The sequence below is a fragment of the Paenibacillus mesophilus genome (genome assembly GCF_005938385.1).
Taxonomy (GTDB): Bacteria; Bacillota; Bacilli; order Paenibacillales; family NBRC-103111; genus Paenibacillus_AB; species Paenibacillus_AB mesophilus.
This window is the reverse complement of the sequence record NZ_VCRA01000001.1, coordinates 645,606-670,073: the sequence shown is the minus strand read 5'-3', so window position 1 is coordinate 670,073 and position 24,468 is coordinate 645,606. Positions and strand designations below refer to the sequence as shown.

Sequence of the window (24,468 nt, the reverse complement as noted above, 5' to 3'; positions counted from 1 at the left end):
CCCCCTCACGGGATAAGTCTGCCCATTTAGCAGTTTAAAGCCGAAACAGTGTACCGTAGACGGTACGAATTAAGAAGTTTTGTTGAGATCTCCCACCTAGTTGACGGTTGAATACCCGAAACAGCGTGTTTGATTAACTCTTAGGCAAGTAAATCGACAGTCTCAAACATACATGTAAATCATTCGGTTTTGCAGAAACCAGGCGGATTTGATGAAAATAACTTTATGTTTTGCAGTAAAAGCTGCAGAAAAGCGATAAAAGCTAAAATTAGCTGCAGGAATTCCAGTTCAGCTTCATCTGCAAAGGGAGCCAAGCAGCCAATCCGCGCCGAGCCACGCCAAGTCACTCGAGCCACCGAGCCACGCCCACCAAGCCACGCCCAAGCCACCGAGCCGCACCCGAGCTACCAAGCCAAGCAAATCCAACGAGCCACACAAATGAACGCCAACTTACGGACAGGACAGGAGACTAATCGATGCCCGACTTTCATCTGCCTCTGAACCTCTATTTGGAGCGATACCCGCATAAAAACACGGCGCTGTACCACGCGCTTAAAGATATGATCGCCTCGGGCAAGCTGGAGTACGGCGCGAAGCTGCCGTCCAGCCGCGAGCTCGGCGGCTTGTACAAGCTGTCGCGCGGCATCGTCAGTCTCGTGTACGAGATGCTCGCCTCGGAAGGGTATGTCGCCTCCGAGGTCGGGCGGGGCACTTACGTCGCCTTTCGCCGCGACGGGCTCCCGGGGAAAGAGGAGCGACCCGTGCGCGAATCGGCTTGCGAGCTGTCGGCCTGGGGGCGCCGCGTGGCGGAGCTGCCGACGCGCAAGCCCGAGGAAGGACCGCGGCCGGCGATCGATTTCGCCGTCGGCTACAGCGACCGCCGTCATTTCCCGGCTTCCGACTGGAACCGCATGCTGTTCGCCCAGGTGCGGGGGATGGCCGATTCGTATTACGGCGACAAGTTCGCCGCGCTGGGGCATATGCCGCTTCGTGAAGCGATATGCCGCCATCTGCAGCGGGCGCGCGGCGTCGATGCCGATCCGTCGTCCGTCGCGATCGTGAACGGCTCGATGCATGCGATCGCGCTCATCGCGCAGCTGCTTATAGACCCCGGGCAAGCGGCCGTCGTCGAGAATCCGGGCTACCCCGGAACGCTGTCGGCGATTGCCGCGGCCGGAGGCCGGCCGATCGCGGCCGCGGTGGACGGGCACGGGCTCGTTCCCGCGGATTGGGACGCCAAGCTCGTCTTCGTGACGCCGGCCCGGCAGTTTCCGACAGGCGCCGTGCTCAGCCTGGAGCGCCGCCAGCGGCTGCTCGCTTGGGCGTACGAGCACGGGGCGATCGTCGTCGAAGACGACTACGACAGCGAGTTCCGCCATCGCGGACGGCCGATCGAGCCGCTGAAGGTGCTGGATCGCCAAGACCGCGTCGTCTACATCGGCACGTTCACGCGGACGATGATGCATCATTTCCGGATCGGCTACGCCGTGCTGCCGTCGGCGCTATGCGAGCCTTTCGCCCGGGCAAGGCAGCTGTTCGAGCCGCACCCGACCTCGATTCTGGAGCAGCGGGCTCTGGCCGCCTTCATGAACGGCGGCGACTACGAGCGTCACCTGCGCCGCATGGGGCGTGTCTACAGCCGCAAGTTCGAGCTGCTGCGCGGCGAGCTTGCCCGCAAGCTGCCGGATCTGTTCGCCCCGGCTCCGAGTGACGCGGGGCTGCACTTGTTCGCCCGGTGGAAACGGTCGGCCGGGTTCTATGAGGCGTTTCGCCGGGAATGCCGGAACGAAGGCGTCTTATGGTCGGACGGAACGGGCTATTATGTGGAGAAGCCCGCCCCGGCGGCCTGCTTCGGCTTCGCGCACGTGAGCGAAGAGGAGATCATCGAAGGAATCGCACGGATGAGAGCTGTGGCAGACCGGATGTTTGCCGAATGAGGCATGGCAGGTTGTCCGAGGGAATTAACCCTGCTGGTCTAAAGTTTGACGCGCTCATAACGTAACAAAACTTCCCTTTATGGGGCACATGCCGTCTGTTATAATGGCTTAAAGCGAACCATGCCTCATAGAGAAGGCTGGTGTTTAATGGAGCGGAGTTAAACACCCGACTACAGAGAAGGGGGACGGACATGGCAAGGTGGAAGCTGAACTCCAAGCTGCTCTACCGATATATCATATCGTATTCGATCGTTCTGCTGCTTCCCGTGCTGATCATCGGACTGATCGCCTATAACTTCTTCATCCAGCTGCTGGAGCAGGAAGTGACCAAGAGCAACATGAATTTGCTGTCTCAGGTCAAGGATACGGTCGACGTCAATATGACGGAGCTGAACAATATCGCTTTCCATATATCCGGCAATACGAACCTGACGCCGTTCAACGTCACGAAAAGCCCGTTTACGGAGCTGAATACGATCGCCCAGCTGCGCAATTATGTCAGCGCGAATCAATTCATCGACCAGCTAGTGCTCTATTTCCGCGGCCACGATACGCTGTATACGCCGTACAGCACTTACGACGTGCATACGTTTACCGACAAAATCGCCGCGTTTCCCGACTGGAAGCCCGAGCAGTTCGTGCGCGACATGCAGGCGGTGAAATACCCTTACATAAGGGGAGCGGAGAATGTGACGGGCCCGGGCGGCACGACGGAAAAAATGGTCACCTATGTCATGCCGCTGCCGCCGAACAATCCGACGCCTTACGGAACGGTCGCGTTTTTGCTCAAAGAAAGCGCTTTCCGATCATTGCTGCAAAAGAAGTTCGGAGACGACTGGGGTGACACGTTTATTTTGAACGAAAAAAACGAGCTGATCGTCTCCACGAACGGAATCGCTCCGGAAGATGCCAAAAGCTTGACGCAAGCCGGCGGCAAGGTGAAGGCGGACGACGGCACGAAGACGATCCGGCTAAGGGACCGCGACTATTTCGTCTACGACGTCCGCTCGGAGCGTCTTGGCTGGACGTTCATCTCGCTTGTCGACCAGGAGACTGTCCTCCACAACGTCGAATTGGCGAAGCGAAGAACGCTGTACGCCATTTCGCTCGTGATCGTGCTCGGAGGCGTATTCGTCTTCTTCGCCACGCAGCTGAGCTACAAGCCGATCCGCAAGCTTCAGCGGTTTGCCGAGAGCAAGGCGAACCGGGAATTCGCCGGTCTCGGCGAAATCGAATCGATTCATTCCGCGCTGACGCTCATGTCGGACAGCAACGACGAGCTGAACCGGAGCATTTCGAGCAGCAGGCCGGCAATGAAGCATTACGCGCTGCTGAACCTGATACGCGGCCGGCTGCCCGACGACGGAGATATGGCCGATAAGCTTGCGCTGGCGCATTTGCGGCTGACGAAGCCGTATCATTTGGTAGCGGTAGTGCAGTTCCCGAGAGGCTTCGCGCTCGAGCCGTCCGACCGTTCCTCCTTGCTGGAGGAGCTGGAGCGAAGCTTTCCGGACGATGCGGAAGTGTACGGCATGGAGAGCCTCGAAGGCTCGAGTCTCATCTTCATGATGGGTGCCGACGATCCGGAAGGGACGGAGCATAAGCGGCTGCTTCTGGACGCGCACCGTTCCTTGAGCGACAAATGGCGCACGGAGATGACCATCGGGGCCGGGACCGCATACGGGCAATGGAGCGAGCTCGGCAAATCGTACATCGAGGCGTGCGGGGCCGTCGATTACCGGCTCATCGCCGGCAACGGCAAAGTGATCTTCTTCGCCGATATCGTGTCGAAAGCCGATCTTCCGCATGCGGACTATTCGAAGAGCGATTGGAACCAGCTGAAGCTGTACATGTACCAAGGCGACGCCGGCAAAATCGAGGAGCATCTGGAGAGGACGATCGGAACGATCCGGGAGCGGCAGCTGCCGCTGTTTCTCGTCAAATGCATGTGCTTCGACCTGATCCACGTCATATTGTCGATGCTGGGCGAGCTGGAGTGGGACGATGCGGATATGGCCCGGCAGTACCCGGACGTTTGGTCGTTATCCGAGTTCGAGACGGTGGAAGAGCTGATCGTGCTCGTCAAGCATATATCCGAGGACATATGCCGCATCGTAGCGGACCGCAAAGAAAGCGGCAATACCGATCTGGCGGGCAAAATGATGGCCTACATCCGGGAGCATTACGGGTCCAACCAGCTGTCCCTGCAGCAGGTCGCCGACGAGTTCAAGATGTCTTCCTCGTATTTGAGCCGCTATTTCAAAGACCAGACGGGTCAAACCGTCACGCAACACATTCAAGCGCTGCGCATGGAGAAAGCAAAGGAGCTGCTTCGCGCCGGCGCGGACAACCTGCAGGATGTCGTCGAGCATATCGGCTATGGTAGCGTGTCCGGCTTTATACGCAAGTTCAAGGAGTCCGAAGGCATCACGCCCGGCGAATTCCGCACGATGCACCATAAATGACGATTGTTTGTAACCGGCTGCGAATCCGGGTACGATTCGGTCAACCGCTGCGTTATCGATATCCATGCGACAAGCGTCCTGACACTCTTGGCGCGATCAAAAAATAATAGACCAATTTGATTGTCAAATGTAGCGTAGTGACGCGAAATTTCGTTCAAATTGGATCAGCCATTTTTTTGATCGCGCCTTATTGTAAAAGGTGGTGCATCGGCAGCAGAAACAGTGCATTTACGGTTTCTGCTATTTTTTTTATCGTTAGTACCAGGTCGGCTCATTTGCATGCAAGCAGAGGCGGCTATGGGGGTGACACCGGCATGACGGGGAGCGCGAGAGCGCTTGTACGCAAACTGAAGCTGCAGCGCCAACTGTATTTGCTATTGCTGCCGGCGATCGCCTATTTCGTCGTCTTTCAGTACATCCCGATGTACGGCGTGCAGATCGCCTTCAAAGATTTCCATGCGCCGCTCGGCATCGCGGGAAGCCCGTGGGTCGGCTTCGAGCATTTCGAACGGTTTTTCCGCTCCTACCCGTTCTGGACGCTGATCCGGAACACGATCGGACTGAGCTTGTACGGGATGGCGGTCGGCTTCCCGGTTCCGATCGCGCTGGCGCTGCTGCTGAACCAGTTGAACGGCCGGGCCTTCAAACGGTTCGTCCAGACCGTAATGTATGCACCGCATTTCGTATCGACCGTCGTGATCGTCGGGATGCTCACGCTGTTCTTGTCGCCGAGAAGCGGCATGATCAATCAATGGATCGTCCGGCTGGGCGGAGATCCGGTTTTTTTCCTCGGCTCGCCCGAATGGTTCAAGACGCTGCATGTGCTGTCCGGTGTATGGCAGGGCGCCGGCTGGGGCGCGATCGTCTATTTGGCGGCGCTGGCGGGAGTCGACCGCGGCCTGCACGAGGCGGCGGTCATGGACGGGGCGAGCAAGCTGCAGCGGATCCGGCATATCGATCTTCCGTCCATTATGCCGACGATCGTCATCGTTCTGCTGCTGCAGCTTGGCGGCATTATGAGCGTCGGCTTCGAGAAAACGTATCTGATGCAAAACTCGCTCAATCTCGATTCGTCGGAAGTCATCTCGACCTACGTGTACAAGACGGGGCTGCTCGGCATGCAGTACAGCTTCTCGGCGGCGGTCGGTTTGTTCGATTCCGCGGTCAATTTCGTCCTGCTCGTCACCGTAAACCGGCTCGCCCGGAAGCTGACGGATACGAGTCTTTGGTAAAGGAGGGCAATCCGTTAACAGACAGTCCCGGTCGGATCGTTTATTCGAATGGTTCAGCATGGCGCTGCTGACCGTACTGCTGATCGTCGTTTTGTATCCGCTCTATTTCATTCTGATCGCGTCCGTCAGCGATCCTCTCGACGTGAACGGCGGCGGAGTGCGGCTCTTCCCGGTAGGCTTGACGACGGAAGGATACCGGAGCATTCTCGGGAGCGGCGCCATATGGCGAGGCTACGGCAATACGCTGCTCTACATGACGGTCGGTACGGCCGTCAACGTCGCCGTAACGGTTATGGGCGCATACCCGCTGTCGCGCAAAGAGCTGCTTGGACGCAACGCCGTCATGATGCTGATCACATTCACGATGTTTTTCAGCGGAGGACTTGTCCCGACCTACTTGCTGGTCAAAAGCCTCGGGCTTCTCAACTCGATGTGGGCGGTCATTCTGCCCGGCGCGGTCAGCGTCTGGAACCTTATTATCGCGCGGACGTTCTTCCAGCATTCGATTCCGGAGGAGCTGAGGGAGGCGGCGATTACGGACGGCTGCACCGATTTGCGCTTCTTCGCGTTAGTGGCGTTGCCGCTGTCCAAGGCGATCGTAGCGGTACTCGTGTTGTTCTACGCGGTGGGCCACTGGAATTCGTTTTTCGGGGCGCTGATCTATTTCCGCGACGACAGCAAATACCCGCTGCAGCTCATTCTGCGTAACATGCTCATTCGGGGCGACGTGCAGGAGACATTGAATATGGAGCTTGGAGCGGGCGGTTCGGCGGCGGATTCGATCAAATACGCGGCGATCGTCGTAGCCAGCGTCCCGATGCTGGCGCTGTATCCGTTCGTTCAAAAGTATTTCGTGAAAGGAGTCATGCTCGGGTCTTTGAAAGGCTAGCCATGTATACAAAAGGGGGGGTTCGCATGAAAAAGAGAGCAAAAAACCGCATCATCGCAGGCGCCTTGACGGCGTCGCTGCTATTGTCCGCATGCAGCAAAGAGGAGGAAGCGAACCCGGCCTCTCGGGAGTCCGACGCGCCGAATGCGAATTTCAATGCCGTCGGGCTGCCCGTCGTCAATACGCCGATCCGGTTGAAAATCCCGGTATACCGCCAGCATTACCAGAAAGACTACAACGAAATGATCACCCTGCAAAATTTGGAGAAGAAGACGAACGTGGACGTCCAGTGGGAGCAAATTCCGGCGGAAGGCTGGAAGGAGAAAAAGAACCTGATGTTCGCAAGCGGCGACTACCCCGACGCCTTCTTCACCGGACTGAACATGCAGGACGTGGTCAATTACGGCTCGCAAGGCATATTGATTCCGCTCGAAGGCTTGATCGCCCAATATGCGCCGAACATCAGGAAGGTGCTGGACCAAAATCCGACGCTCCGAAGGATGGCGACCGCTCCGGACGGCCACATTTACTCCGTGCCCTGGTTCGAGGATCAGCAATATTTCCAGTACCGCAATACGTTTCTGATCAACAAGAAATGGCTGGAAAAGCTGGGCCTCCGCATCCCGGAGACGACCGACGAGCTGTACCGGGTGCTCAAAGCGTTCAAAGAGAACGACCCGAACGGCAACGGCAAAGCCGACGAAATACCGGCCACGTTCCGCCATAACACGACTACGAACGGCTATTACGAGCTGTATGGCGCGTTCGGGCTGATCGACGCCTTGACCGGATTCTCGGTCGATACGGGCAAGCGGGTCGTATTCGAGCCTGTAACGCCCGCTTACAAGGAAGCGGTTCAATATTTGCACAAGCTGTTCAAGGAAGGGTTGTTCGACAAGGAAACGTTTACGCAGGATGTTAAGCAGCTGCTGTCCAAGACGAAGAGCGAGCCGGCGGCCGTAGGCTTGATCGCCTCGTTTAACGGCGTCTACGAGCTCGGCTACGAGCTGCTGAAGGATTATGCGCCCGTACCCGCCTTGAAGGGGCCGCACGGAGATCAAATTTGGCGAAGGCAGGACAACAGGATTATTCTGAACTATTTCTCCATTACGAACAAAAACAAATATCCCGAGGCGACGATGCGCTTCGTCGATACGATGAACGATCCGCTGTCGGTGCTCGAATTCAAGTACGGGCCGTTCGGCACGCATCTGCTGGAGAAGCCGGGAGGCACGATCGAAATCGTCAATCCGCCGAAAGGCCAAGATATGAGCAGCTGGATCGGGGCCACGACGCCTTCCACCTCGATTCCGCTGATGGCCTCGAAGGAATGGCTGCAGAAGCTGGAGCAGAGCGAGAGCGACAAGTACCGCAGCAGCTTCTATGAGCTATATAAGCCGCACATCGCTCCGGAGGAGCGCGTCTATCCGACGCTGTACATGAGCGAGGACGAGAACAAGCGGCTGAGCGTGCTCGAAACCGATGTCATGACCTATGTGCGGAAGATGGAGGCGAAATGGATCGTGGAAGGCGGCATCGAAGCCGAATGGGACAAATATGTGCAGGATTTGAAGAGGATGGGGCTGGACGAGCTGATGCAAATCAAGCAGAAAGGCTACGACCGGTTCGTCAAAGGATGACTGCTCGCAAACGGACGCCGGCAGGCGTTGCCCGATCTATATATATGAGGTGAACCTTACATGATTCATACGACAGAACCATTTCGCGTAAAACCGGTGGCCGACGATTTCGTAACCGTCTACGAATCCCCGGACCCGCAAAACGTATATGCATACTCTCCCGCCATCTTGGCGCTGCCTTCCGGCCGGCTCGTGCTGACGATGGACATCGGGGGCAAAGGCGTGCCGGACTTGCCCGGTCCGAAAGGCTCGCGCCACGGCTTCATCGCGCAGGGCAAAGTGTACGTGTCCGACGACAAAGGGCGGACGTGGAAGCATACGCATGACTTCCCGTTTCTGCACGCGCGGCCTTTCGTCTCGGGCGGCAAGCTGTACGTGCTCGGCCATTGCGTCAATATTATGGTCATCTGCTCGGAAGACGAAGGGGAAACGTGGTCCGAGACGTCCTTGCTCACTACGGAGGGCGATTGGCACCAGGCGCCGTGCAACGTGCATTACGCCAATGGCTGCGTCTATCTCGTCATGGAAAATATTCGCGAGAACGATCATACCGTTTGGCCGGTCAGCCAAATGGAGCCGGTGCTGATGCGGGCTCGGGCCGATGCGGATTTGACCGATCCGGCCAGTTGGACGTACGCTTCCCGGCTGTCGGCGATCGAGGCGTTCCCTTCGGAGCGGCTCGATTACTTCGGCGTGCCGTTTTTCACGGAAACGCCTTACTTCCAGAAAGGTCAGCTTCACTGCGCGGTCGTCGGCTGGCTGGAGACGAACGTCGTCCAGTTCACCGACCCGGACCATTACTGGCATGACCCGTCGGGGAAAACGTTCCATCTGTGGGCGAGAGCCCATACGGGCGGGACGGGATATGCAGCGATCGCTAAGGTTGTGGAGCATGATGACGGCTCAATGACGACGATGCTGGAAACGACTCCGTCCGGGAAGAAGGCCGTATTCGTCCCATGCCCGGGCGGCCAGATGAAGTTCCATATCTTGTACGATGAGCAAACGAAGCTGTATTGGCTGCTCAGCTCCCAATCGACCGACAGCATGACCCGCAAGGAGCGGCTGCCGAAGGAGAGGTTCGACCTGCCGAACAACGAGCGGCATCGGCTGCAGCTTCACTTCTCCAGAAACTGCATCGACTGGTGCTTCGCGGCGCTGGTGGCGGCCGGAGATACGCCGAGGCAGTCCCGTCATTACGCCAGCATGGCGATCGACGGAGACGACCTGTACGTGGCGAGCCGTTCCGGGGACGCCCGCGCGCGGGATGCGCACAACGGCAATCTGATCACGTTCCACACGGTGCGCAACTTCCGCTCGCTCGTGTACTAGGCGCCGGCGCGCCGCAACTCCGCGACGCCGAATGGCGCGGCGAGCACCGCACGGCCGCATATGCCGAACAACGCCGCCAGCACGCGCCGCTGCTGCGGCTGCGCGGAGCCGCGTACGTTGCATTACGCCAAAGTGCCCGCCACGTTCGAGGCAGGCTGGGCTGTTGCGGAGCGTTACGACTCCCGGTCCGCGCATGCACACCTCCTTCCCCGGCCGCTTCTTGGCGCAGGGAAGGGGTGTTTGGTTTCGGTACATCGAGTTTGGTACGATACCGTGCGAGTGTGCGCTAACTGGAAAAGCTCCATCTATTTTCCCGGTTTTACCGAATATAGTTGCAGTAAATGGAAAAACTCCATCTAATTCGGGTTAAAACGGCTTATCGGACCCGATCAAGCCCGATTAACAACATGATTTCCATTTAGCATGTTCGTTTTTCGGATTATGGCCAAATTTAGCTGCATATTTTCCAGTTCGGATGCTGGCGAGCGCCGTAGAAGGTGTACTGCGGGCTTGCCGAATTGGACCGGCGGCAGCATCCGCAGTTTCGGCGCGTTGGCGGGTCCGCTGAATATGAACAACCTTCCCGGAAGGCTTCGCGCCCCCGGGAAGGTTATTTGGATTGGATATGTCGTGCGCTATAGCTGCATATTATCCGGCTCGGATCGCCGATGGCCCAGGCGTCACATCTCCATAATTCCCATACCGCCGTCCGGCATCGCCACCGCCATCGTGCCGTTATCGCTTCCGCCTTCCGCGGTGCGGGACAATTGCACCGGAGTGCCGAACAGCGGGCTCGCATAGGGCAAATGCGTCCGTCCGCGCGCCAATATATGATTCTCGTTGGAGCCGCTCCAAGGCACCCACGAGCGCGCATTGCAATAGTGGGTCACGTACGCGCGCCGGAACCGGTCGGTCGTCTCGTTGCGGTATGAGCGGTGAAGCAAATGCGAATGGAAAAACAGGACGTCCCCGGGCTCCAGTACAACCGGTACGGCGTCGCCGTATTTGGCCGCTACCTTGGAAAGATTGTTGACCGAATCATCCATATGGCTCGGATGAGTCGCCGCGAACAGCCCTTCGATATGCTGGTCGTCCGCGTGGACGAAATGGTTCCGGTTCTCGGGCGGATAAATCGGCTCGTGATGGGAGCCGGGCGCCACCCATAAGCAGCCGTTACGCTCATCGGCCCGATCGAGGGCGATCCAGACGCCGATCAGCGAGTCGGGCTGGGTTTGAATGTAGAACGAGTCTTGATGCCAGCCTTGGCCGCCTTTGCCCGGAGGGTTGAAAAACATCATCGACTGCAGCGCCAGCACGTCCGGCCCGATCAACGCTTCAAGCACATCCAGCACGTGGGGATGGAGCAGCCCCCATTCCGCGGTCGCATTCTCCCGATGCGGCATGTGCAGCCGCGCGGAGGCGAGCCGCTCCTGCTTCTGCTCTCCCGTCATCCAGGCGTGCGCGCGGGAAAGATGGTCCAAATTGATCCGGCCTTCGTATATATCGTCGGTCCATTGCCGAAGCCTTTGCGTATGCTCCTCCGACAAAAGCTGCTTGACGACAAGGAAGCCGTCCCGCCGATAGCTTACATATTCGTCGATCGTCGTCGCGTATCGCCCGGTTTGCTTCGTAATTTCCGTTTCCATGTGCATGCTCTCCCCCTCCTCAAGTTATCTTCATTGTGCAGGAGAGAAGGGATGCTCACAATATACGGAGACGAACGAATGATGGATAAATTTGATCTGCATCCTACTCCTCGTCCGCCGAGCGGAGAACGAAGATATGATTTAGCGGGTAAAACCGCCCCCAATCGTCCGGAGGCGCCATCTCCCGCAGCCGGGGATCGCCGTATTTGCGCCGGTATTCCGTCGCCGTCATGCCCGTCATCCGCCGGAACAGGCGGTGGAAATAATATTCGTCGGCAAAGCCGGCGGCGCGGGCGATTTGCTTGATGCTGTCCGGGCGCTGCAGCAGCAGCTGGGCGGCAAGTCCGATTCGTCGCTTCGTCATCCATTCCTTCGGCGAATGACCGACATGGCGCTGGAACGTGCGGGTAAAATGCTCGTGCGACCAGCCGGCCATCTTCGCCAGCTGATCGACCTCGATCGTTTCGTTCGCGTGCGCTTCGATATATTGAAGCGCGTTCGTAATTTGCGGAGGCATCATCTCCGGATCGCGATTCCCGCTGCCCGGTGCTAATGTGCTCTCCATCTCCTCCATTACGGTCAGCAGCAGCATTTCCGCCGTCGGCTGCCACCTTGGCGGCCGGTGGTGAAACGAGTAGAGCAATTGCTTCATCAGCTGGGGGATGAGCGAGCCGTCCGCGACGGACACCGGAGCCGCCCCTTCGAGCAGCAGCTTCGGATACCGGCTGCGGATCCAATCGGTCTCCAGGTCGAAGTGGACGAACAGATGGCGCGTCGGGGCAGCCGGATCGAACAAGTAGTTATGCGTCTCGCCAGGTCTTGTTACGAGCGCGAACGGGCCGTCGAAGGCGTAGGTAACGTCTGCTGATGTATACAAGGTGCGGGTGCTCTTTGGAAAATAGACGAGCTCGTAGTCGTGCAGGTGGCGAGGGCCGAGCTTGCGGCCGGGCTTCACGGTCACGTCTCCGGCGTGATGAAACCGCAATAAAGGATCCGTACGCGGATTGGTTTTCGTTTTGTCGCTCATACGAACATATAGTAAATGGCTTTGAACAGGAAAATAAGAACGAGGGGAAGCGCGATGCCATAAAGGGGTACGAATGCGATAAACAGCAGGTTAGAGGCGCCGGCCTCCCCTTTCAGAGTACCTTTGAACAGCATCCTTGCGATCAGGATTAGGACGGCGATCACGCATACGGCGATTATTTTCGCGGCCAACGGCGACATGTCGTAGCCTCCTTTCATCATGAGTTCATTATACGACATTTTTTACATTAATTGTATAGTGAAACGGATGTCTGCCGAATCCGATGTAAAAAACGGTCGATCGGTTCAAAAACCGCGTATGCCGCGATGTAAGGTAAAGGAAGCCGACAGCAGAAATCGGACATATACATGTTCCGTGTATTGTAATAAGGTGTTGCTCGAGAGGCGCTTTATACCGTTCGGCTGATTCGCCGGGATATGGTTCGTATGCGATAAGCGTGTCTCATGAACGTTGTTTCCCGTCCGGGAACGGGTAATGTTCGGGAAAATAACTGCCAAACCAATATCGGGGAGGAAACGGTGATGGGTGAGGAATACCGGAAAGGCAGCGAGCAAGAACTGGAAGGGGCGACGAAGGAGCTGAATAAGGAAGAGGAGGGCTGGAGCGGCCGGACGATGAGCCGGCGCAGGCTGCTTACGGCGATCGGCGCGGCAGGTGCGGCGCTGACGACGATGAGCGTGCTCGCCGGACAAGTCGGAGAGGCGGCGAAGAGCGAGAAACCGAGTGTATCCAGTGCGGTGTACGGCGATCCGGAACACCCGTTGACCGGAGATTGCGTGCTGTCCGTCACGATCGCCGAGCTGCGGGCGGAGCAAAGCCCGGAGGCCGGCCGCTTGTATTACGTGACCGATCCGGGCCGGGAAGGCCCGTTCATGTATGACGCGGCCGATACCGTCACTCCCGATAATACGGGGACGGTACTCGTCTCCGCTGCCGGAGCGCGATTCAAACGGCGGTATGACGGCAATATGCACGCCGGCTGGTTCGGAGCGAAAGGAGACGGCGTGACGGACGATACTTTGGCGGTCCGGGCCGCCCTTGCGGCGGCGAGAGGGAAGACGCTGTTTTTCCCGCCGGGCGTATTCAAGCTGACCGATACGATAACGGTTCCCCGCAATACGTTCGTCCGCGGCTCGGGCAACTCGTCGTGGTACACATTCGGGCAACGCCGCAACGAGCTTCCGAGCAGCATACTGGACATGGAGAACGGTACCGTTCTCGCCTTTTTCGGCAACGGTTCGCAAACGTTTTCAAGCAATCACGCCGATTTCCAAAGCTTTACGTGCGCCGTCCGGTTCGAGAGCGACGCCGACGGAACGCAGCTGTCGGATCTGAAAATATTGTCGCACTTCCGAATCCGCGACGGGCAGGGGAGCATTACGACCCAACTGACGGACGAGCATGCGATGTTCGATGTCGGGGTGTGGATCGACAATGCCGATCACGTGAAGCTGAATCGGGTTTCCGTCGTCGGCTATTGGCAGAAGGCGGGGTTGTATTTGGACGCTTCGGGCAGGCTGGCGGCGACCGGCGAATATGGCGCGATCGAGTATGCCACGATCAAGGACTGCCTGTTCCAGGGAAAAATCGGCATGGCCGTATTGGGTGGGGACGAGGGGAATCCGCCGGACGAGACGGGCTTCGTTCCGCCGACGGGCGACGCATTAACGGAAGGCCAGTTCGGCTTGTCCCATCTGTTCGTGTCCGACTGCTTCTTCTCCGGCACCGATCACCATTCCAACGGCTTCGCCGCCGGCTGGCAAAGCCGGATCGAGCCGGACAGCACGCCGATCAAGATCGACGGCTTTATCGGCAGCGGCTCGCCTTACCGGATTAACAACCCGCGCTTCGTCAACTGCTCGATCCAGACGCGGGAAAGCGCATCGATCGTGCTCGACCGGGTGATCCGGCCGACGTTCGTGAACTGCCGGGCGGAGAGCGGCCCGATCCGCGCGACGAAGCATACGATCCAGCCCCGGCTGATCGCCTGCGAATTCCCGTACAGCCGGACGAATACGATATACCATGAGATCGAGAACTGCCAAGGCGCGTATATCGAACCGCCGTTCCGGCGTCTCGGCCATATCATTCTGCTCGACTACGAATTCCAGATCGAGCTGCGAAACAACGGCGGCGTCATCGAGCATCGGGTGACGAAGCCGTACGCCCTGCAAGCGAGCGCGAGATCGAAGGATGCGGAGGCGCTGTTCCGCTACGCCATATTGGAAGCGGGCTGGAGCTACAAGCAATGGACGCCGACTCCGGTGCCCGGCTCCGCCGACGATTTCTCCAAGGGCATCTTCTTGGGCGAGAAGTCGTTCCAGTCCAAATACAACCTGTACACGAGCGCGCCGATCGACAATGCCGCCGATTATCAGGAGATCGAGGTGACGGTTGCCGAATCGAGGGCGGCCGACACCGGGCTGTGGGCGAGACCCGGCTCCTTCTCGGCACAGGCGGTTCCGTACCGGCTGGCGAATTACTCCACCGCTTTGAAAATCGAGCTGCGCAACGGAACCGGGCCGGCGACGAATTTGACCGCCAACTTGCCGAACGAGACGAACGGCGCGGCGAGTCTGGTCATTCGGGTCAGAGGGAAGTTTTACGAGCAAGCTTACGGTATGGCGTAGAACATACGGCAGCATGCTGTGTTCGGAAATCGCGCTACAGCCGCTATTTGGCTGCTTTAGGGCACACCAAAAACCTCCACACCGCTTTTTCGGCGGTAAGTGGAGGTTTTATCGTCTCGTAGGGACCTATTATTTGCTGCGCAGCGTGCCGAGCGACTCGCCCATCTTGACTTTGGAGCCGACGGATAAATCGGTGCGCGGCTCGAAAATGTTGTTCTCGGTCAAAAGCACGACGGTTGAGCCGAATTCGAAGTAGGCGAGGTCGTCTCCGCGCTCCAAGCGATCCGGCAGCGGATCGACGTATCGGATGCTGCTGACGTTCATCGCGCCGACTTTGACGACGGCGATTTCCCCGTATTCGTGATTGATATATGTGATAAGCCGTTCGTTTCTGCTCAGAACCCGTTTCATCTGGCGCAATCCGAAATCGTTGACGGGATACACTTTCCCTTTCACGTGCTCCTTCTCGACGATCGTACCGGTTGCCGGCGCGTGAATACGGTGGTAGTCGGTTGGACTCAAGTACAGGACGAAATAAAACCCGTTCCGGTAGTTCACCGTTCGCGGAGAGCGGTTCAGCAGCTCTTCCACCGTGTAGTCTTGTCCTTTAATGCCCAGCAGCGTGCCGGCCTGAATCGGACCCATGCCTGTAATAAGCGAATCGACGGGGCTAAACAGCGCATCCGGGTTATTGTCGAACGGCCGGAGTCCGGGCTTCAGGCGGCGGGTAAAAAACTCGTTCAGCGTCCGGTATTCCGCAATCGCTTTTTCCGCATCGTCGATGCGAATTCCGTATGATTTGGCGAATCGGGGAATAAGCAGCCGGCTTGCCTCCGATTTGGCGAATGCTCCGGTTATGCGCGAAATCCATTTCCGCGAAGAAAGCTCGGTCAACAGTCGAAATAAAGGTTTCATGTTTTTCTATTCCCCCAAAAGTGAAGCTGGCCTTCGAAGCGTATTCCGAGTACTTTCGGGGGAACCCCCGAAAAAGCGCCCCCAAAAGTGAAGCTGGCCTCCGCATTGCAGCCCGGGTCGCAAGAGACATATTCCCTATCTTGACATAGATAAGGCCGCAAAGCAACCGACATTCCCGTGTTTGAATGTATGTGAAGAAAACAGGAAAAGCAGCCGCGGTCGGCTGCTCGAGATGGTTTGCTGAACCCGCCGCGTCATCGGACAGGCTTCGCCGGCAGGCTTTTCTTGTATTCCTGACAGGATAGGCAGGTGGCAACATTAGTCTGCACCGGAATGGCGCAGCCGGAATATTTGACGCAGTGTACCGGTGTACGATCATCGGAGTCGGAAGCGATTTGCACACAAAAGCGGCATCCGGAAATCAACTCGTGCGTAGCGTCGAGCATCGTTTGCTTCAACCGAACGATTTCTTCCATGGGGCTGCGGCTCCTTCGAAATTCGTATCCGTTCGTCGCGGACGGCTGGAGAGTCGGGCGACAATGAAACTCATCCGTAATGATAGCATAGTTCACATTCGTTTGTCACTAATTGGTAAAAAAACGACGGTTTGCCGGAGCTTGTCCGCTCCGGTCCGAATGGCCGAGGCGGTATCGGCGGGTATTATCGTGTCACAGCCGTATTGACAAAAGAGCGAATCGTGTTAAGATAAGTTTGTCACTAGGGGAGCCCCATGGGCTGAGATTGGATGTTCGCGCATCCTAGACCCTTCGAACCTGATCTGGATGATGCCAGCGTAGGGAAGTGGGACACCATACCGTTCGAAGCCAACTTTTTCGAATGCGCGTCCACCCTCTATGAAGGGTGGGCTTTTTTGTTGTTCCGATTGCGGAGACGAACCCTGGGACGAAAATCGATAATGGGAGAGGATATTATTGTCAACCGTTTTTAAGCAGTCAAAAGGATTGAAATTGACCGATATTTTGGTCACCGTAGTCATTGCGGTCGTATTTGGGCTCATTTACCGGATATGGGGGCCGGTCTACGATCTGGTCAAAGTGTTCGGGCTGCAAGCCGAGCAGCTTACATACGGCATGTGGTTCATCGCATCGACCGTAGCCTTTCTGATTATCCGCAAGCCCGGCGTAGCGCTGCTGGCCGAAGTGGCCGCCGCTTCCGGGGAATTGATTACGGGTTCCCAATATGGAGTCGAAGCGCTCACGTACGGCATTATGCAGGGGATCGGCGCCGAAATTATTTTCGCCTTGTTCGCATACCGCTCTTACTCGCTTGCCGTTACTTGCCTCGCCGGTATCGGGGCCGGCATCGGCTCGCTCGGCATGGACTGGTACAAAGGCTATTTGCTCGAGCTGCAGGGCTGGAACTTGACGCTGTACTTCGTGTTCCGTTTCATCGGTTGTATCGTCATTACGGGCGGATTCGCCTATTATTTGGTCAAGGCGCTTGAAGCGACCGGCGTAACCCGGATCGTGCGTCCGGTATCCGAAGCGGACCGGCGCTCTCTGAATGACTGAAGAAAGGTGATGCATCATGAACGCTGCGGCGGGAGTCGTAAAGTTGAGGCTGAAGTTTCCCGGCGCGCCGGCGCTTACTTTTCGGGACTTGTCGTTTGCGGTTGGACGGGGAGAACGCGTACTGCTGCTCGGTCCGAGCGGCTGCGGGAAGTCTACGCTGCTGCAGGTGCTGACCGGGCTTATACCGGGTGCGGTGGACGTGCCCATAGCGGCCGATTCGATCATCGTTCCGGAACGATGGGGATACGTGTTTCAGGATCCGGACACGCAATTTTGCATGCCGTACGTGGATGAGGAGCTGGCATTCGTGCTGGAAAATTTGCTCGTTCCCCGCGAGCGGATGCAGGAGCGGATGGAATCGCTGCTCGAGCAGGTTGGACTGAAGCTCGATCAGCTGCATACGCCGATCGCGTCGCTGTCGCAAGGCATGAAGCAGCGGCTCGCGATCGCCGGAGCGCTAGCTCTCGAGCCGGACGTCCTGTTCGTTGACGAGCCGACGGCGCTGCTCGACCCGGAAGGGACGGAGCAAGTGTGGGAGACGATCCGGAGCGCGGGCGAGGGGCGGACGGTCGTCATCGTCGAGCATAAAATCGAACACATCGTCGATTACATCGACCGCGTCGTCCTGTTTAACCGTGCGGGAGAAATTACGGCCGACGGCCCGGCGAAGCGGGTATTCGCCGAATACGGGCATCGTCTTGTCGAGGATGGCATCTGGTACCCCGGCGTATGGGAAGATTACGTGCAGAGCGGACGTTATTCGCCGCCATCGCCGCCTCCGGTTGATGATCGTCCTCTGATCCGGATGTCCGGATTCGAAGTATTCCGGGGGAAAGAACGGAAGCTGCGCGTCGAGTCGGCTGCCGTGTCGGCCGGAGAGTGGATCGCGGTCGTAGGTCCTAACGGGGCCGGGAAAAGCACGCTGCTGCTGGGATTGATGAAGCTTCTCAAGACGGCGGGAGAGTATGCTTTGAACGGAAGACCGGCAGAGGAATACCGCGAGCTGTCCGGGGAGATCGCCTTCGTGTTTCAAAATCCGGAGTTTCAGTTCGTGACGAATTCCGTGTACGACGAAGTGGCTTTCTCCCTGAGACGGGAGCGGCGGCCGGAAGCCGAGGTGAAGGCGAAAGTAGAGGAGCTGCTCGCCGATTTCGATCTTGCCGACCGCAAGGAGAACCATCCGTTCCAGCTGTCGCTCGGCCAGAAAAGAAGACTCAGCGTCGCATCGGCGATCGTAAAGGAGCAGCGCATTCTGCTGCTCGACGAGCCGACGTTCGGCCAAGACGCCAAAAACACGTTCGCCTTGCTGGAACGTCTCGAGGCATGGCGGCGGCAAGGCACGGCGATCGTGATGGTGACGCATGATCCCGACATCGTGCGCCGCTTCGCGACGCGGGTATGGGACGTTCGCGACGGCAGGCTGCACGCGGACCTGTCCCCCGGGGAATGGGCCGCTTCGTCTTCGTCAACGGCTGCCGACGACCGCAATAAACGAAATGAACGACAGGAGGAGCCCGCGTCGTGCACATAGAGTTTTCATACCGGGAAACGTGGCTGCACCGGGTCAATCCTTCCTTGAAGCTGTTCGTCTCTCTGGCGTTGTTCTTCCTCGTGCTGTTTACGCACAATCCGAGCGTCATGCTGAACGCCGCCGCCGCCGCGGTCCTCGTGCTGTTCTCGGGCAGCGGACATCCCGGCAAACGTCTCGTCTTGTACGCGCTGCCGGCGCTGCTGCTGTTCGTGTCCTCGTCGACGTCGATGATTTTTTACGGCAAAGGCGAAACGACGTGGCTGGAGTGGGGGATCGTCCATGTGACGGAGGAAAGCTTCTTCCGCGGCATGCAGGTCGGCATGAAATCGCTCTGCTTCGCGTTTATCGGTTTGCTGTTCGCGCTCACGACACGTCCCGTCTATTTGTTTTATTCGCTGATGCAGCAGTGCAAAGTTCCGCCCAAATACGCCTACAGCTTCATGGCCGCGATGCGGCTGCTGCCGATCATGATCGAAGAATTTCAGACGCTGCGTCATGCTCTTGCGGTACGGGGAGTGGGGCGGGAGCGGGGGCTTGCCGGCTTGTACCGGAAAATGAAAGCTTACGCCGTACCGATGCTGGCGCAGAGCATACGCCGCGCCCAACGAATCGCGGTGGCGATGGAAGCGAAGCGGTTTGCGGGCAACGGCCGGCGCACCTTCTATTACGAAATCGGATTTTCCGCGGCGGACGCCGCGTTCGTCGCGGGAACGGCGCTTGTATGTGCTGCGGCCTATGCGGCAGGCATGCTGCTGCCGTATTTTCCGATCGCGGATGTACGTTAATTAGCCGGATATTGGGAGAGGAGAGATAACGATGTTGTTTTCCAAACGTTTGAGAGAGGCGGCCGATTCGAGCTGGGAGGCGAGCTTCGCCCATCCGTTCGTAACGGGCATCGCCGACGGCACGCTGCCGCTTGACTGCTTCAAGCATTACGTGCTGAACGACGCTTACTATTTGTCCTGCTTCGCGCAAGTGCAGGCGCTCGGCGCCGCCAAAGCGACGGACCTGCATACCGCGAACCGGATGGCCGTGCACGTGCAGGGCACTTACGGCGCCGAGCTGTCGCTGCACGAGAAGTTTTCCGGCATGCTGGGCATTACGGCGGAAGAGAGGAGCTCGTTCCAGCCGGCTCCGACCGCATACGCATACACTTCGCACATGTTCCGCGCGGCCTACACGGGCCATTTGGGCGACATTATCGCCGCCATCCTGCCGTGCTACTGGCTGTACTACGAGATCGGCGAGAGATTGCAAGGCGCGACGCCGGACGAGCCGATCTACCGCGAATGGATCGCGGCCTATGGCGGCGAATGGTTCAAGCAGCTCGTGCAGGAGCAGATCGACCGGCTGGACGCGATCGCCGATACGGTAACCGAAGCGGACCGCGAACGGATGGAGCGCCATTTTCTGATCAGCAGCCGCTATGAGTATATGTTCTGGGATATGGCTTACAAGAAGGAAAGCTGGCCGGTATAGTGCAAACCGCTCGAGAGGCGATAACATGATATAAGACGGACCGTTACCTTTCATAGGGGCGGTCTGTTTTTCGTCAAAACCCGAAAAAATGACATCGACTTTACTCTCCATTGACAGCCGGTTAACGTTTGTCCGGTAAAATCATCCATATGAGAAGAAGCATCAATGTCATGTCAGCGGAGGGATGCCGAATGGAAAGACGACTGCAGTGGATGTACGATCAAGCGGGGGCGGCGGGCGCAAGCATCGTAGTGGAAAACAAAACGTACGTGGAAACCGGTACGATCCGTTTTATGGAAGGCGATATTATTGAAGTGGAATGCGTGCAGACGAATAAGTACGCTGTCGGTGAGCAGGTGAAAATGAACATTTATGCGCGGGACGGGATGACGACGCATATTTCGACGATTATCGCCATTCATCGAAACGCCATGTTTTTATTGAACCCGGCGGAATTGCAAAGCAAAGCTTTGTGGAAACGAAGAAACGTACGCCTCGCGACTAACATCCCGGCAAGCATCGTACTTAATGCCGGCGAACATCAAATAGAGGCACAGGAGTCCGTCCGCTGCCTCATTCATGACTTTTCCGCGGGCGGGATCGGACTCGCCGTGGCCGGATCGCTAAGGCTGCTGGAGCAATTCGTCTACGGCATTCAAATCGACCTCGGGTTCGAATTCTCCTGCCATATCCGAATTCTGCATGTGCAGACGTCGGACACCGGGCTGAAATACGGGGCGGAGTTTGTCCATCTTCCGAAACCGATGGAGCATAAGCTTCGATCGTTTATTTTGCTGCAGCAGGTAAAAGCGCGGATCGGATAACGCGGGGAAGACCGAAATGGGTTGGAGCCCCTCTTCTAATCGTCCTTCGTTCGCTGCAGCCATTTCCTCGCTTCATTCCGGTCGGCTACCTGCAGCTTGTTCAGCAAATTGGATACGTTGTTGGCCACGGTTTTGACGCTGATGTGCAGCCGTGCACTGATTTGCGCGTTGGTGTCGCCCTCGGCGATCCGCTCCAATATTTCCAGCTCCCGCTTCGTCAGCTCGGACAAGACCGGATGCGCCGCAGTATCCGCCGAAGGGGTACGCTCGGAGAAATAATGGATCATCCGTTCCGCGATATCCGAGCTGAACACGGCCCGTCCGCCGCCTACCATCCGGATCGACTGGAGCAGCTCGTCCTCGTCCGCGTCTTTGAGCACATATCCTTTCGCACCGGCGCGCATGGCGGTAAAGACGGATTGATCGTCCCGGAACATGGTCAGGACGAGCACTTCGATTCGCGGGTAGCGCTCCTTGATCAGCCTCGTAACTTCGATTCCGTTCAGTCCGGGCATGCGGATATCCATCAGCACCAAATCCGGCTGCATCGTTCCGGCCAGCTCCAGCGCCTCGTCTCCGGACGAAGCTTCTCCCACTACATCCAGATCGTCCGTCGTTCCAAGCAAATTTCGCACCCCTTTACGAAACAGGGGATGGTCGTCCGCGATAATGATCCTCATCTGGCAGCGCTCCTTTCTTAACGATAAAGAAAGATTAACTTCGCTGAAGCGTTAAAGCGAAGTAAGACTTTCTTTACCAAGAAAAACTTCCGGAATTCGGGTCCCCGAAAAGTACCCGGTGCAACCTTCGAAGGATAGCGTCACTTTTTGGGGTGAGAGAGGCGGTCGCTCATCCTTGAAGTACGTCGATAGACGTTTTTCTTATCGATACAGAAAATTTAAGTTCGCTAAAGTGATACAGCTGCGAAGCAATGCCCCGTTAAAGCGAATTGTAAGTTTCTGTACTAAGAATAGCTACCTCTTACGCAGGGTCATTCATCGTGGAAAAGGCTTCGATTAGAAGCTTTTCTTACAGGGGAATGATGGCCGAAACTCGCGTACCGCCCTTCTCCATTCGCTCGATCGTACATTGGCCGCCGAGCTCGGCCGCCCGTTCCCGAATGGAAGTGAGGCCGATGCCACCTTTGTCTCCCGAGGCTTTGGTCCTGGTATGGATGCCGCCGCCGTTATCCGTTATGTCGATAACGAGCTCCTTGGACGGAGAAATGTCCAGCTGCACCGTGCACGAAGTTGCCTTGGCATGCTTGATAACATTTGCGAGAGACTCGGTCACGATCCGGTAGACGGCTACCTCTACGGCTGCAGGCACGGCCGGAAGCGGCGTCGGCGTATGGAACCGGATGAAGAGGGCGTCGGCCGCTGGATCGCCGGCAAGTGCCAGGGCAGGCTTGTTAAGCTCGGCGATTTTCGCTTCGATAGCGCCCGCAAGCCCCAGCTCATCCAGGGCGGGCGGACGCAATTCGTGAACGAGCGTGCGGATTTCCTCGACGGTCGAACGGATGACCTGTCTCAGCTCGGCCAGCATTTCAATCGCCGCGGCCGGCTGCTTTTCGACGTATTTTTGCGCCGTTGCCGCGTTCAGGGCAAGCGCCGCCAGCCTCGGGGCGAGATCGTCGTGCAAATTGTTGCGTATTTGCCGGCGTTCCTCTTCCCGGGCCAATATAAGCTTCTCCCGCGACTCCTGCAAATCTTGGACGAGCAGCTTCATGCCGAGCGTCATGTTGACGTTCTCCACGATCGGACCGGCTTGCCGCAGCAAGACGTCGAGCAATTTGCCGTCCTCGGACGAGAACGCTTCCCCGGGCGAGCGGCTTGCCAAATAGAGCGTTCCGACCTGCTCGCCCCGATGAATGATCGGAAACGTATGCGGATCGTCAGCCGGCTCCCCATCGGAGGCGACCATCGTATCGTGGCTGCCCACGCCGATGGATATTCCCGTATAAGGAAGGCGCAGCGCCGTTTTGACCGTCCGTACGACCGCATCGAGCATCGCATCCGGCGGCAGCGGACGGATCAGATGGTTGCCGAGCTCGATCAGCACGGCGTAAGGATCGTCGTGTCTGCCTTTCATCAGCCGGTTAATATGACGCTGCAGCCATTCCTTCAACGGAGCGAAAGCGACGGCAACGACCGCCGTGGCTAGCAGCGAAACGATAAAACTGTCGCCGGTCCGGAACAACCGGCCCAAATACAGCACGGCGGCCGTATACAGCAGCACGACGGAGACGCTTAATGCGGCATAGACGAGCGTCCGATTGACGAGCGGATCGATGTCCCACAGTCTTCTCCGCAAAACGGCGAGCGTGAGAGTCACCGGTATGGCCGTCAAGGCCAAGTTGAGCAGCGCGTTCAAATAGACGTAAGTAATCGCCGTACCGTCATGAAACTTCGGGTCGAACAAGAAGCTCATGCCGCTGAACCCGATAAAACCGATCGAGACCCCGTACACGACCCATTTTGTCTGCTGCCGCTCCGCCGGCGAGGACGATTTGCGGAACCGGTAAATTTGCGAGTAGATGAGAATGGCCGTCGACGATACGTACCATGCCAGTTGAACATAGGCCGGGATATGAAGCGGCTCCCACATACGCCCTCCGTATAGCAGGTTGAGGACATCGACTACAACGATTCCGGCGAAAAAAAGCCGCGACCAGCCGGGCACGAACCTTCCGTCGGGAAAAACGAAGAAAAACAGCGATATCGTGATCCAGCCGAGCATGGACACGAACATGAACCAGCTATGGGCAAAGCCAGTCCCAACGGATGCGACGACGGTCAAGGAAGGGAACGAGGTGCCGAATGCGACCATGGCCAGAGCGGCGAGCAGACCGACGCGTTCCCGGAATCCTTTCCACAGCAATATAACGGCCGACAAATAATAGACGAGCGTAAAGCATACGTCGATCAGCACGAACAATACGGCATACGTAGACAACGATAGCCCGTTCGCGGGCAAGGGCATCGCCGGGACCGATTTCCCGCAGCCGTCCGTGATGCACGTTGCTGTCAGGTTCACATAGTAATCGGGAATGCTGCCAACATACATGACCATCGTAATCAGGACGAAAACGACGACAAACGACTGCAGGCCTATCAATCTCCAGTCCGCCTGACCGGCGTTGCGGACGTCCGGGCCGCGCCTGTTCGGAGTTTCCGGCATCATGCTCTGGTCCGCCTTCCTATCGCTTATTTCCCATTATTATAGCTTTCTTCCCCGCATGCTGAACATAGGGCGGGACATATTTCCCGAATCCGTTCCCGGACTTCCCGAGAAAAAGCGCCGAAAGTTCCCGTGCAGCCGGGAATCCGTTCTCTGTTGCCGGGAATTTCCTTTCCTTTACGATAAAT

General features: G+C 57.6%; 19 protein-coding genes and 1 riboswitch. Of the genes, 12 read left to right on the top strand and 7 right to left on the bottom strand.

The genetic code is table 11. The features are described from left to right. Nucleotides 1-476: 476 nt before the first annotated feature. From pdxR to FE783_RS02645, 6 genes are all read left to right on the top strand, one after another. Nucleotides 477-1,937, top strand: coding sequence for a MocR-like pyridoxine biosynthesis transcription factor PdxR (gene pdxR / locus FE783_RS02670; protein WP_138877748.1), 1,461 nt, complete (start codon nucleotides 477-479; stop codon nucleotides 1,935-1,937). A 191-nt stretch (nucleotides 1,938-2,128) separates the two neighbouring features. Beyond that, nucleotides 2,129-4,402, top strand: coding sequence for a helix-turn-helix domain-containing protein (locus FE783_RS02665; protein WP_138877747.1), 2,274 nt, complete (start codon nucleotides 2,129-2,131; stop codon nucleotides 4,400-4,402). 314 nt (nucleotides 4,403-4,716) lie between these two features. Next, the gene (locus tag FE783_RS02660; RefSeq protein WP_138877746.1) at nucleotides 4,717-5,634 is read left to right on the top strand and encodes an ABC transporter permease; all 918 of its coding nucleotides are present in this window, start codon (nucleotides 4,717-4,719) and stop codon (nucleotides 5,632-5,634) included. Nucleotides 5,635-5,692: 58 nt separating this feature from the next. Then, entirely contained in the window at nucleotides 5,693-6,523 is an 831-nt protein-coding gene (locus FE783_RS02655) for a carbohydrate ABC transporter permease (RefSeq protein ID WP_138877745.1), read from the top strand. Nucleotides 6,524-6,549: 26 nt separating this feature from the next. Further along, nucleotides 6,550-8,163 (top strand): extracellular solute-binding protein, encoded by a 1,614-nt coding sequence (locus FE783_RS02650; protein ID WP_158301589.1) that lies wholly within the window; start codon nucleotides 6,550-6,552, stop codon nucleotides 8,161-8,163. Nucleotides 8,164-8,223: 60 nt separating this feature from the next. Then, nucleotides 8,224-9,495: a sialidase family protein gene (locus tag FE783_RS02645; protein WP_138877743.1), complete on the top strand. Its 1,272-nt coding sequence runs from the start codon at nucleotides 8,224-8,226 to the stop codon at nucleotides 9,493-9,495. Between the two features lie 680 nt (nucleotides 9,496-10,175). Here FE783_RS02645 and FE783_RS02640 read toward each other — a convergent pair. The 3 genes from FE783_RS02640 to FE783_RS02630 all read right to left on the bottom strand — a co-directional run bounded on the left by FE783_RS02640 (nucleotide 10,176) and on the right by FE783_RS02630 (nucleotide 12,368). Then, the gene (locus tag FE783_RS02640; protein WP_138877742.1) at nucleotides 10,176-11,147 is read right to left on the bottom strand and encodes a phytanoyl-CoA dioxygenase family protein; all 972 of its coding nucleotides are present in this window, start codon (nucleotides 11,145-11,147) and stop codon (nucleotides 10,176-10,178) included. Between the two features lie 97 nt (nucleotides 11,148-11,244). After that, nucleotides 11,245-12,096, bottom strand: coding sequence for an AraC family transcriptional regulator (locus FE783_RS02635; RefSeq protein ID WP_158301588.1), 852 nt, complete (start codon nucleotides 12,094-12,096; stop codon nucleotides 11,245-11,247). 68 nt (nucleotides 12,097-12,164) lie between these two features. Further along, the gene (locus tag FE783_RS02630; RefSeq protein WP_138877740.1) at nucleotides 12,165-12,368 is read right to left on the bottom strand and encodes a hypothetical protein; all 204 of its coding nucleotides are present in this window, start codon (nucleotides 12,366-12,368) and stop codon (nucleotides 12,165-12,167) included. Between the two features lie 342 nt (nucleotides 12,369-12,710). On the opposite strand from FE783_RS02630, the gene FE783_RS02625 reads away from it, so the two are divergent. Beyond that, the gene (locus FE783_RS02625) at nucleotides 12,711-14,819 is read left to right on the top strand and encodes a glycosyl hydrolase family 28-related protein (protein ID WP_202916114.1); all 2,109 of its coding nucleotides are present in this window, start codon (nucleotides 12,711-12,713) and stop codon (nucleotides 14,817-14,819) included. A 129-nt stretch (nucleotides 14,820-14,948) separates the two neighbouring features. Here the strand turns inward: FE783_RS02625 and asd are convergent, their stop codons facing one another. Beyond that, a complete protein-coding gene (asd, locus tag FE783_RS02620; RefSeq protein WP_138877739.1) occupies nucleotides 14,949-15,734 on the bottom strand; it encodes an archaetidylserine decarboxylase in 786 nt (261 codons plus the stop codon). Nucleotides 15,735-15,988: 254 nt separating this feature from the next. Next, complete coding sequence (locus FE783_RS02615; protein WP_138877738.1) at nucleotides 15,989-16,210, bottom strand: hypothetical protein; 222 nt, start codon at nucleotides 16,208-16,210, stop codon at nucleotides 15,989-15,991. 233 nt (nucleotides 16,211-16,443) lie between these two features. After that, a riboswitch (TPP riboswitch) is annotated at nucleotides 16,444-16,551 on the top strand. A gap of 115 nt (nucleotides 16,552-16,666) precedes the next feature. Here FE783_RS02615 and FE783_RS02610 point away from each other — a divergent pair. From FE783_RS02610 to FE783_RS02590, 5 genes are all read left to right on the top strand, one after another. Continuing rightward, a complete protein-coding gene (locus tag FE783_RS02610; protein WP_138877737.1) occupies nucleotides 16,667-17,266 on the top strand; it encodes an ECF transporter S component in 600 nt (199 codons plus the stop codon). A gap of 16 nt (nucleotides 17,267-17,282) precedes the next feature. Further along, nucleotides 17,283-18,797: an ABC transporter ATP-binding protein gene (locus FE783_RS02605; protein WP_138877736.1), complete on the top strand. Its 1,515-nt coding sequence runs from the start codon at nucleotides 17,283-17,285 to the stop codon at nucleotides 18,795-18,797. Then, on the top strand, nucleotides 18,788-19,582 hold the full coding sequence (locus FE783_RS02600) for an energy-coupling factor transporter transmembrane component T family protein (RefSeq protein ID WP_138877735.1): 795 nt from the start codon (nucleotides 18,788-18,790) through the stop codon (nucleotides 19,580-19,582). Before FE783_RS02605 ends, FE783_RS02600 begins: the two co-directional genes overlap by 10 nt. 31 nt (nucleotides 19,583-19,613) lie before the next feature. Next, the gene (gene tenA, locus FE783_RS02595) at nucleotides 19,614-20,276 is read left to right on the top strand and encodes a thiaminase II (protein WP_138877734.1); all 663 of its coding nucleotides are present in this window, start codon (nucleotides 19,614-19,616) and stop codon (nucleotides 20,274-20,276) included. A gap of 191 nt (nucleotides 20,277-20,467) precedes the next feature. Beyond that, nucleotides 20,468-21,100 (top strand): PilZ domain-containing protein, encoded by a 633-nt coding sequence (locus FE783_RS02590; protein WP_158301587.1) that lies wholly within the window; start codon nucleotides 20,468-20,470, stop codon nucleotides 21,098-21,100. Between the two features lie 35 nt (nucleotides 21,101-21,135). On the opposite strand, the gene FE783_RS02585 is transcribed toward FE783_RS02590, so the two are convergent. Further along, entirely contained in the window at nucleotides 21,136-21,780 is a 645-nt protein-coding gene (locus FE783_RS02585; RefSeq protein WP_138877732.1) for a response regulator, read from the bottom strand. Between the two features lie 349 nt (nucleotides 21,781-22,129). Further along, nucleotides 22,130-24,283, bottom strand: a complete 2,154-nt coding sequence (locus tag FE783_RS02580) for a GAF domain-containing sensor histidine kinase (protein WP_138877731.1) — start codon at nucleotides 24,281-24,283, stop codon at nucleotides 22,130-22,132. Nucleotides 24,284-24,468 lie beyond the last annotated feature (185 nt).

Coding starts and splice junctions, on each gene's coding strand:
- pdxR (WP_138877748.1), top strand. CDS start 477: ATGCCCGACTTTCATCTGCCTCTGAACCTCTATTTGGAGCGATACCCG.
- FE783_RS02665 (WP_138877747.1), top strand. CDS start 2,129: ATGGCAAGGTGGAAGCTGAACTCCAAGCTGCTCTACCGATATATCATA.
- FE783_RS02660 (WP_138877746.1), top strand. CDS start 4,717: ATGACGGGGAGCGCGAGAGCGCTTGTACGCAAACTGAAGCTGCAGCGC.
- FE783_RS02655 (WP_138877745.1), top strand. CDS start 5,693: ATGGCGCTGCTGACCGTACTGCTGATCGTCGTTTTGTATCCGCTCTAT.
- FE783_RS02650 (WP_158301589.1), top strand. CDS start 6,550: ATGAAAAAGAGAGCAAAAAACCGCATCATCGCAGGCGCCTTGACGGCG.
- FE783_RS02645 (WP_138877743.1), top strand. CDS start 8,224: ATGATTCATACGACAGAACCATTTCGCGTAAAACCGGTGGCCGACGAT.
- FE783_RS02640 (WP_138877742.1), bottom strand. CDS start 11,147: ATGCACATGGAAACGGAAATTACGAAGCAAACCGGGCGATACGCGACG.
- FE783_RS02630 (WP_138877740.1), bottom strand. CDS start 12,368: ATGTCGCCGTTGGCCGCGAAAATAATCGCCGTATGCGTGATCGCCGTC.
- FE783_RS02625 (WP_202916114.1), top strand. CDS start 12,711: ATGGGTGAGGAATACCGGAAAGGCAGCGAGCAAGAACTGGAAGGGGCG.
- asd (WP_138877739.1), bottom strand. CDS start 15,734: ATGAAACCTTTATTTCGACTGTTGACCGAGCTTTCTTCGCGGAAATGG.
- FE783_RS02615 (WP_138877738.1), bottom strand. CDS start 16,210: ATGGAAGAAATCGTTCGGTTGAAGCAAACGATGCTCGACGCTACGCAC.
- FE783_RS02605 (WP_138877736.1), top strand. CDS start 17,283: ATGAACGCTGCGGCGGGAGTCGTAAAGTTGAGGCTGAAGTTTCCCGGC.
- tenA (WP_138877734.1), top strand. CDS start 19,614: ATGTTGTTTTCCAAACGTTTGAGAGAGGCGGCCGATTCGAGCTGGGAG.
- FE783_RS02590 (WP_158301587.1), top strand. CDS start 20,468: ATGGAAAGACGACTGCAGTGGATGTACGATCAAGCGGGGGCGGCGGGC.
- FE783_RS02585 (WP_138877732.1), bottom strand. CDS start 21,780: ATGAGGATCATTATCGCGGACGACCATCCCCTGTTTCGTAAAGGGGTG.
- FE783_RS02580 (WP_138877731.1), bottom strand. CDS start 24,283: ATGATGCCGGAAACTCCGAACAGGCGCGGCCCGGACGTCCGCAACGCC.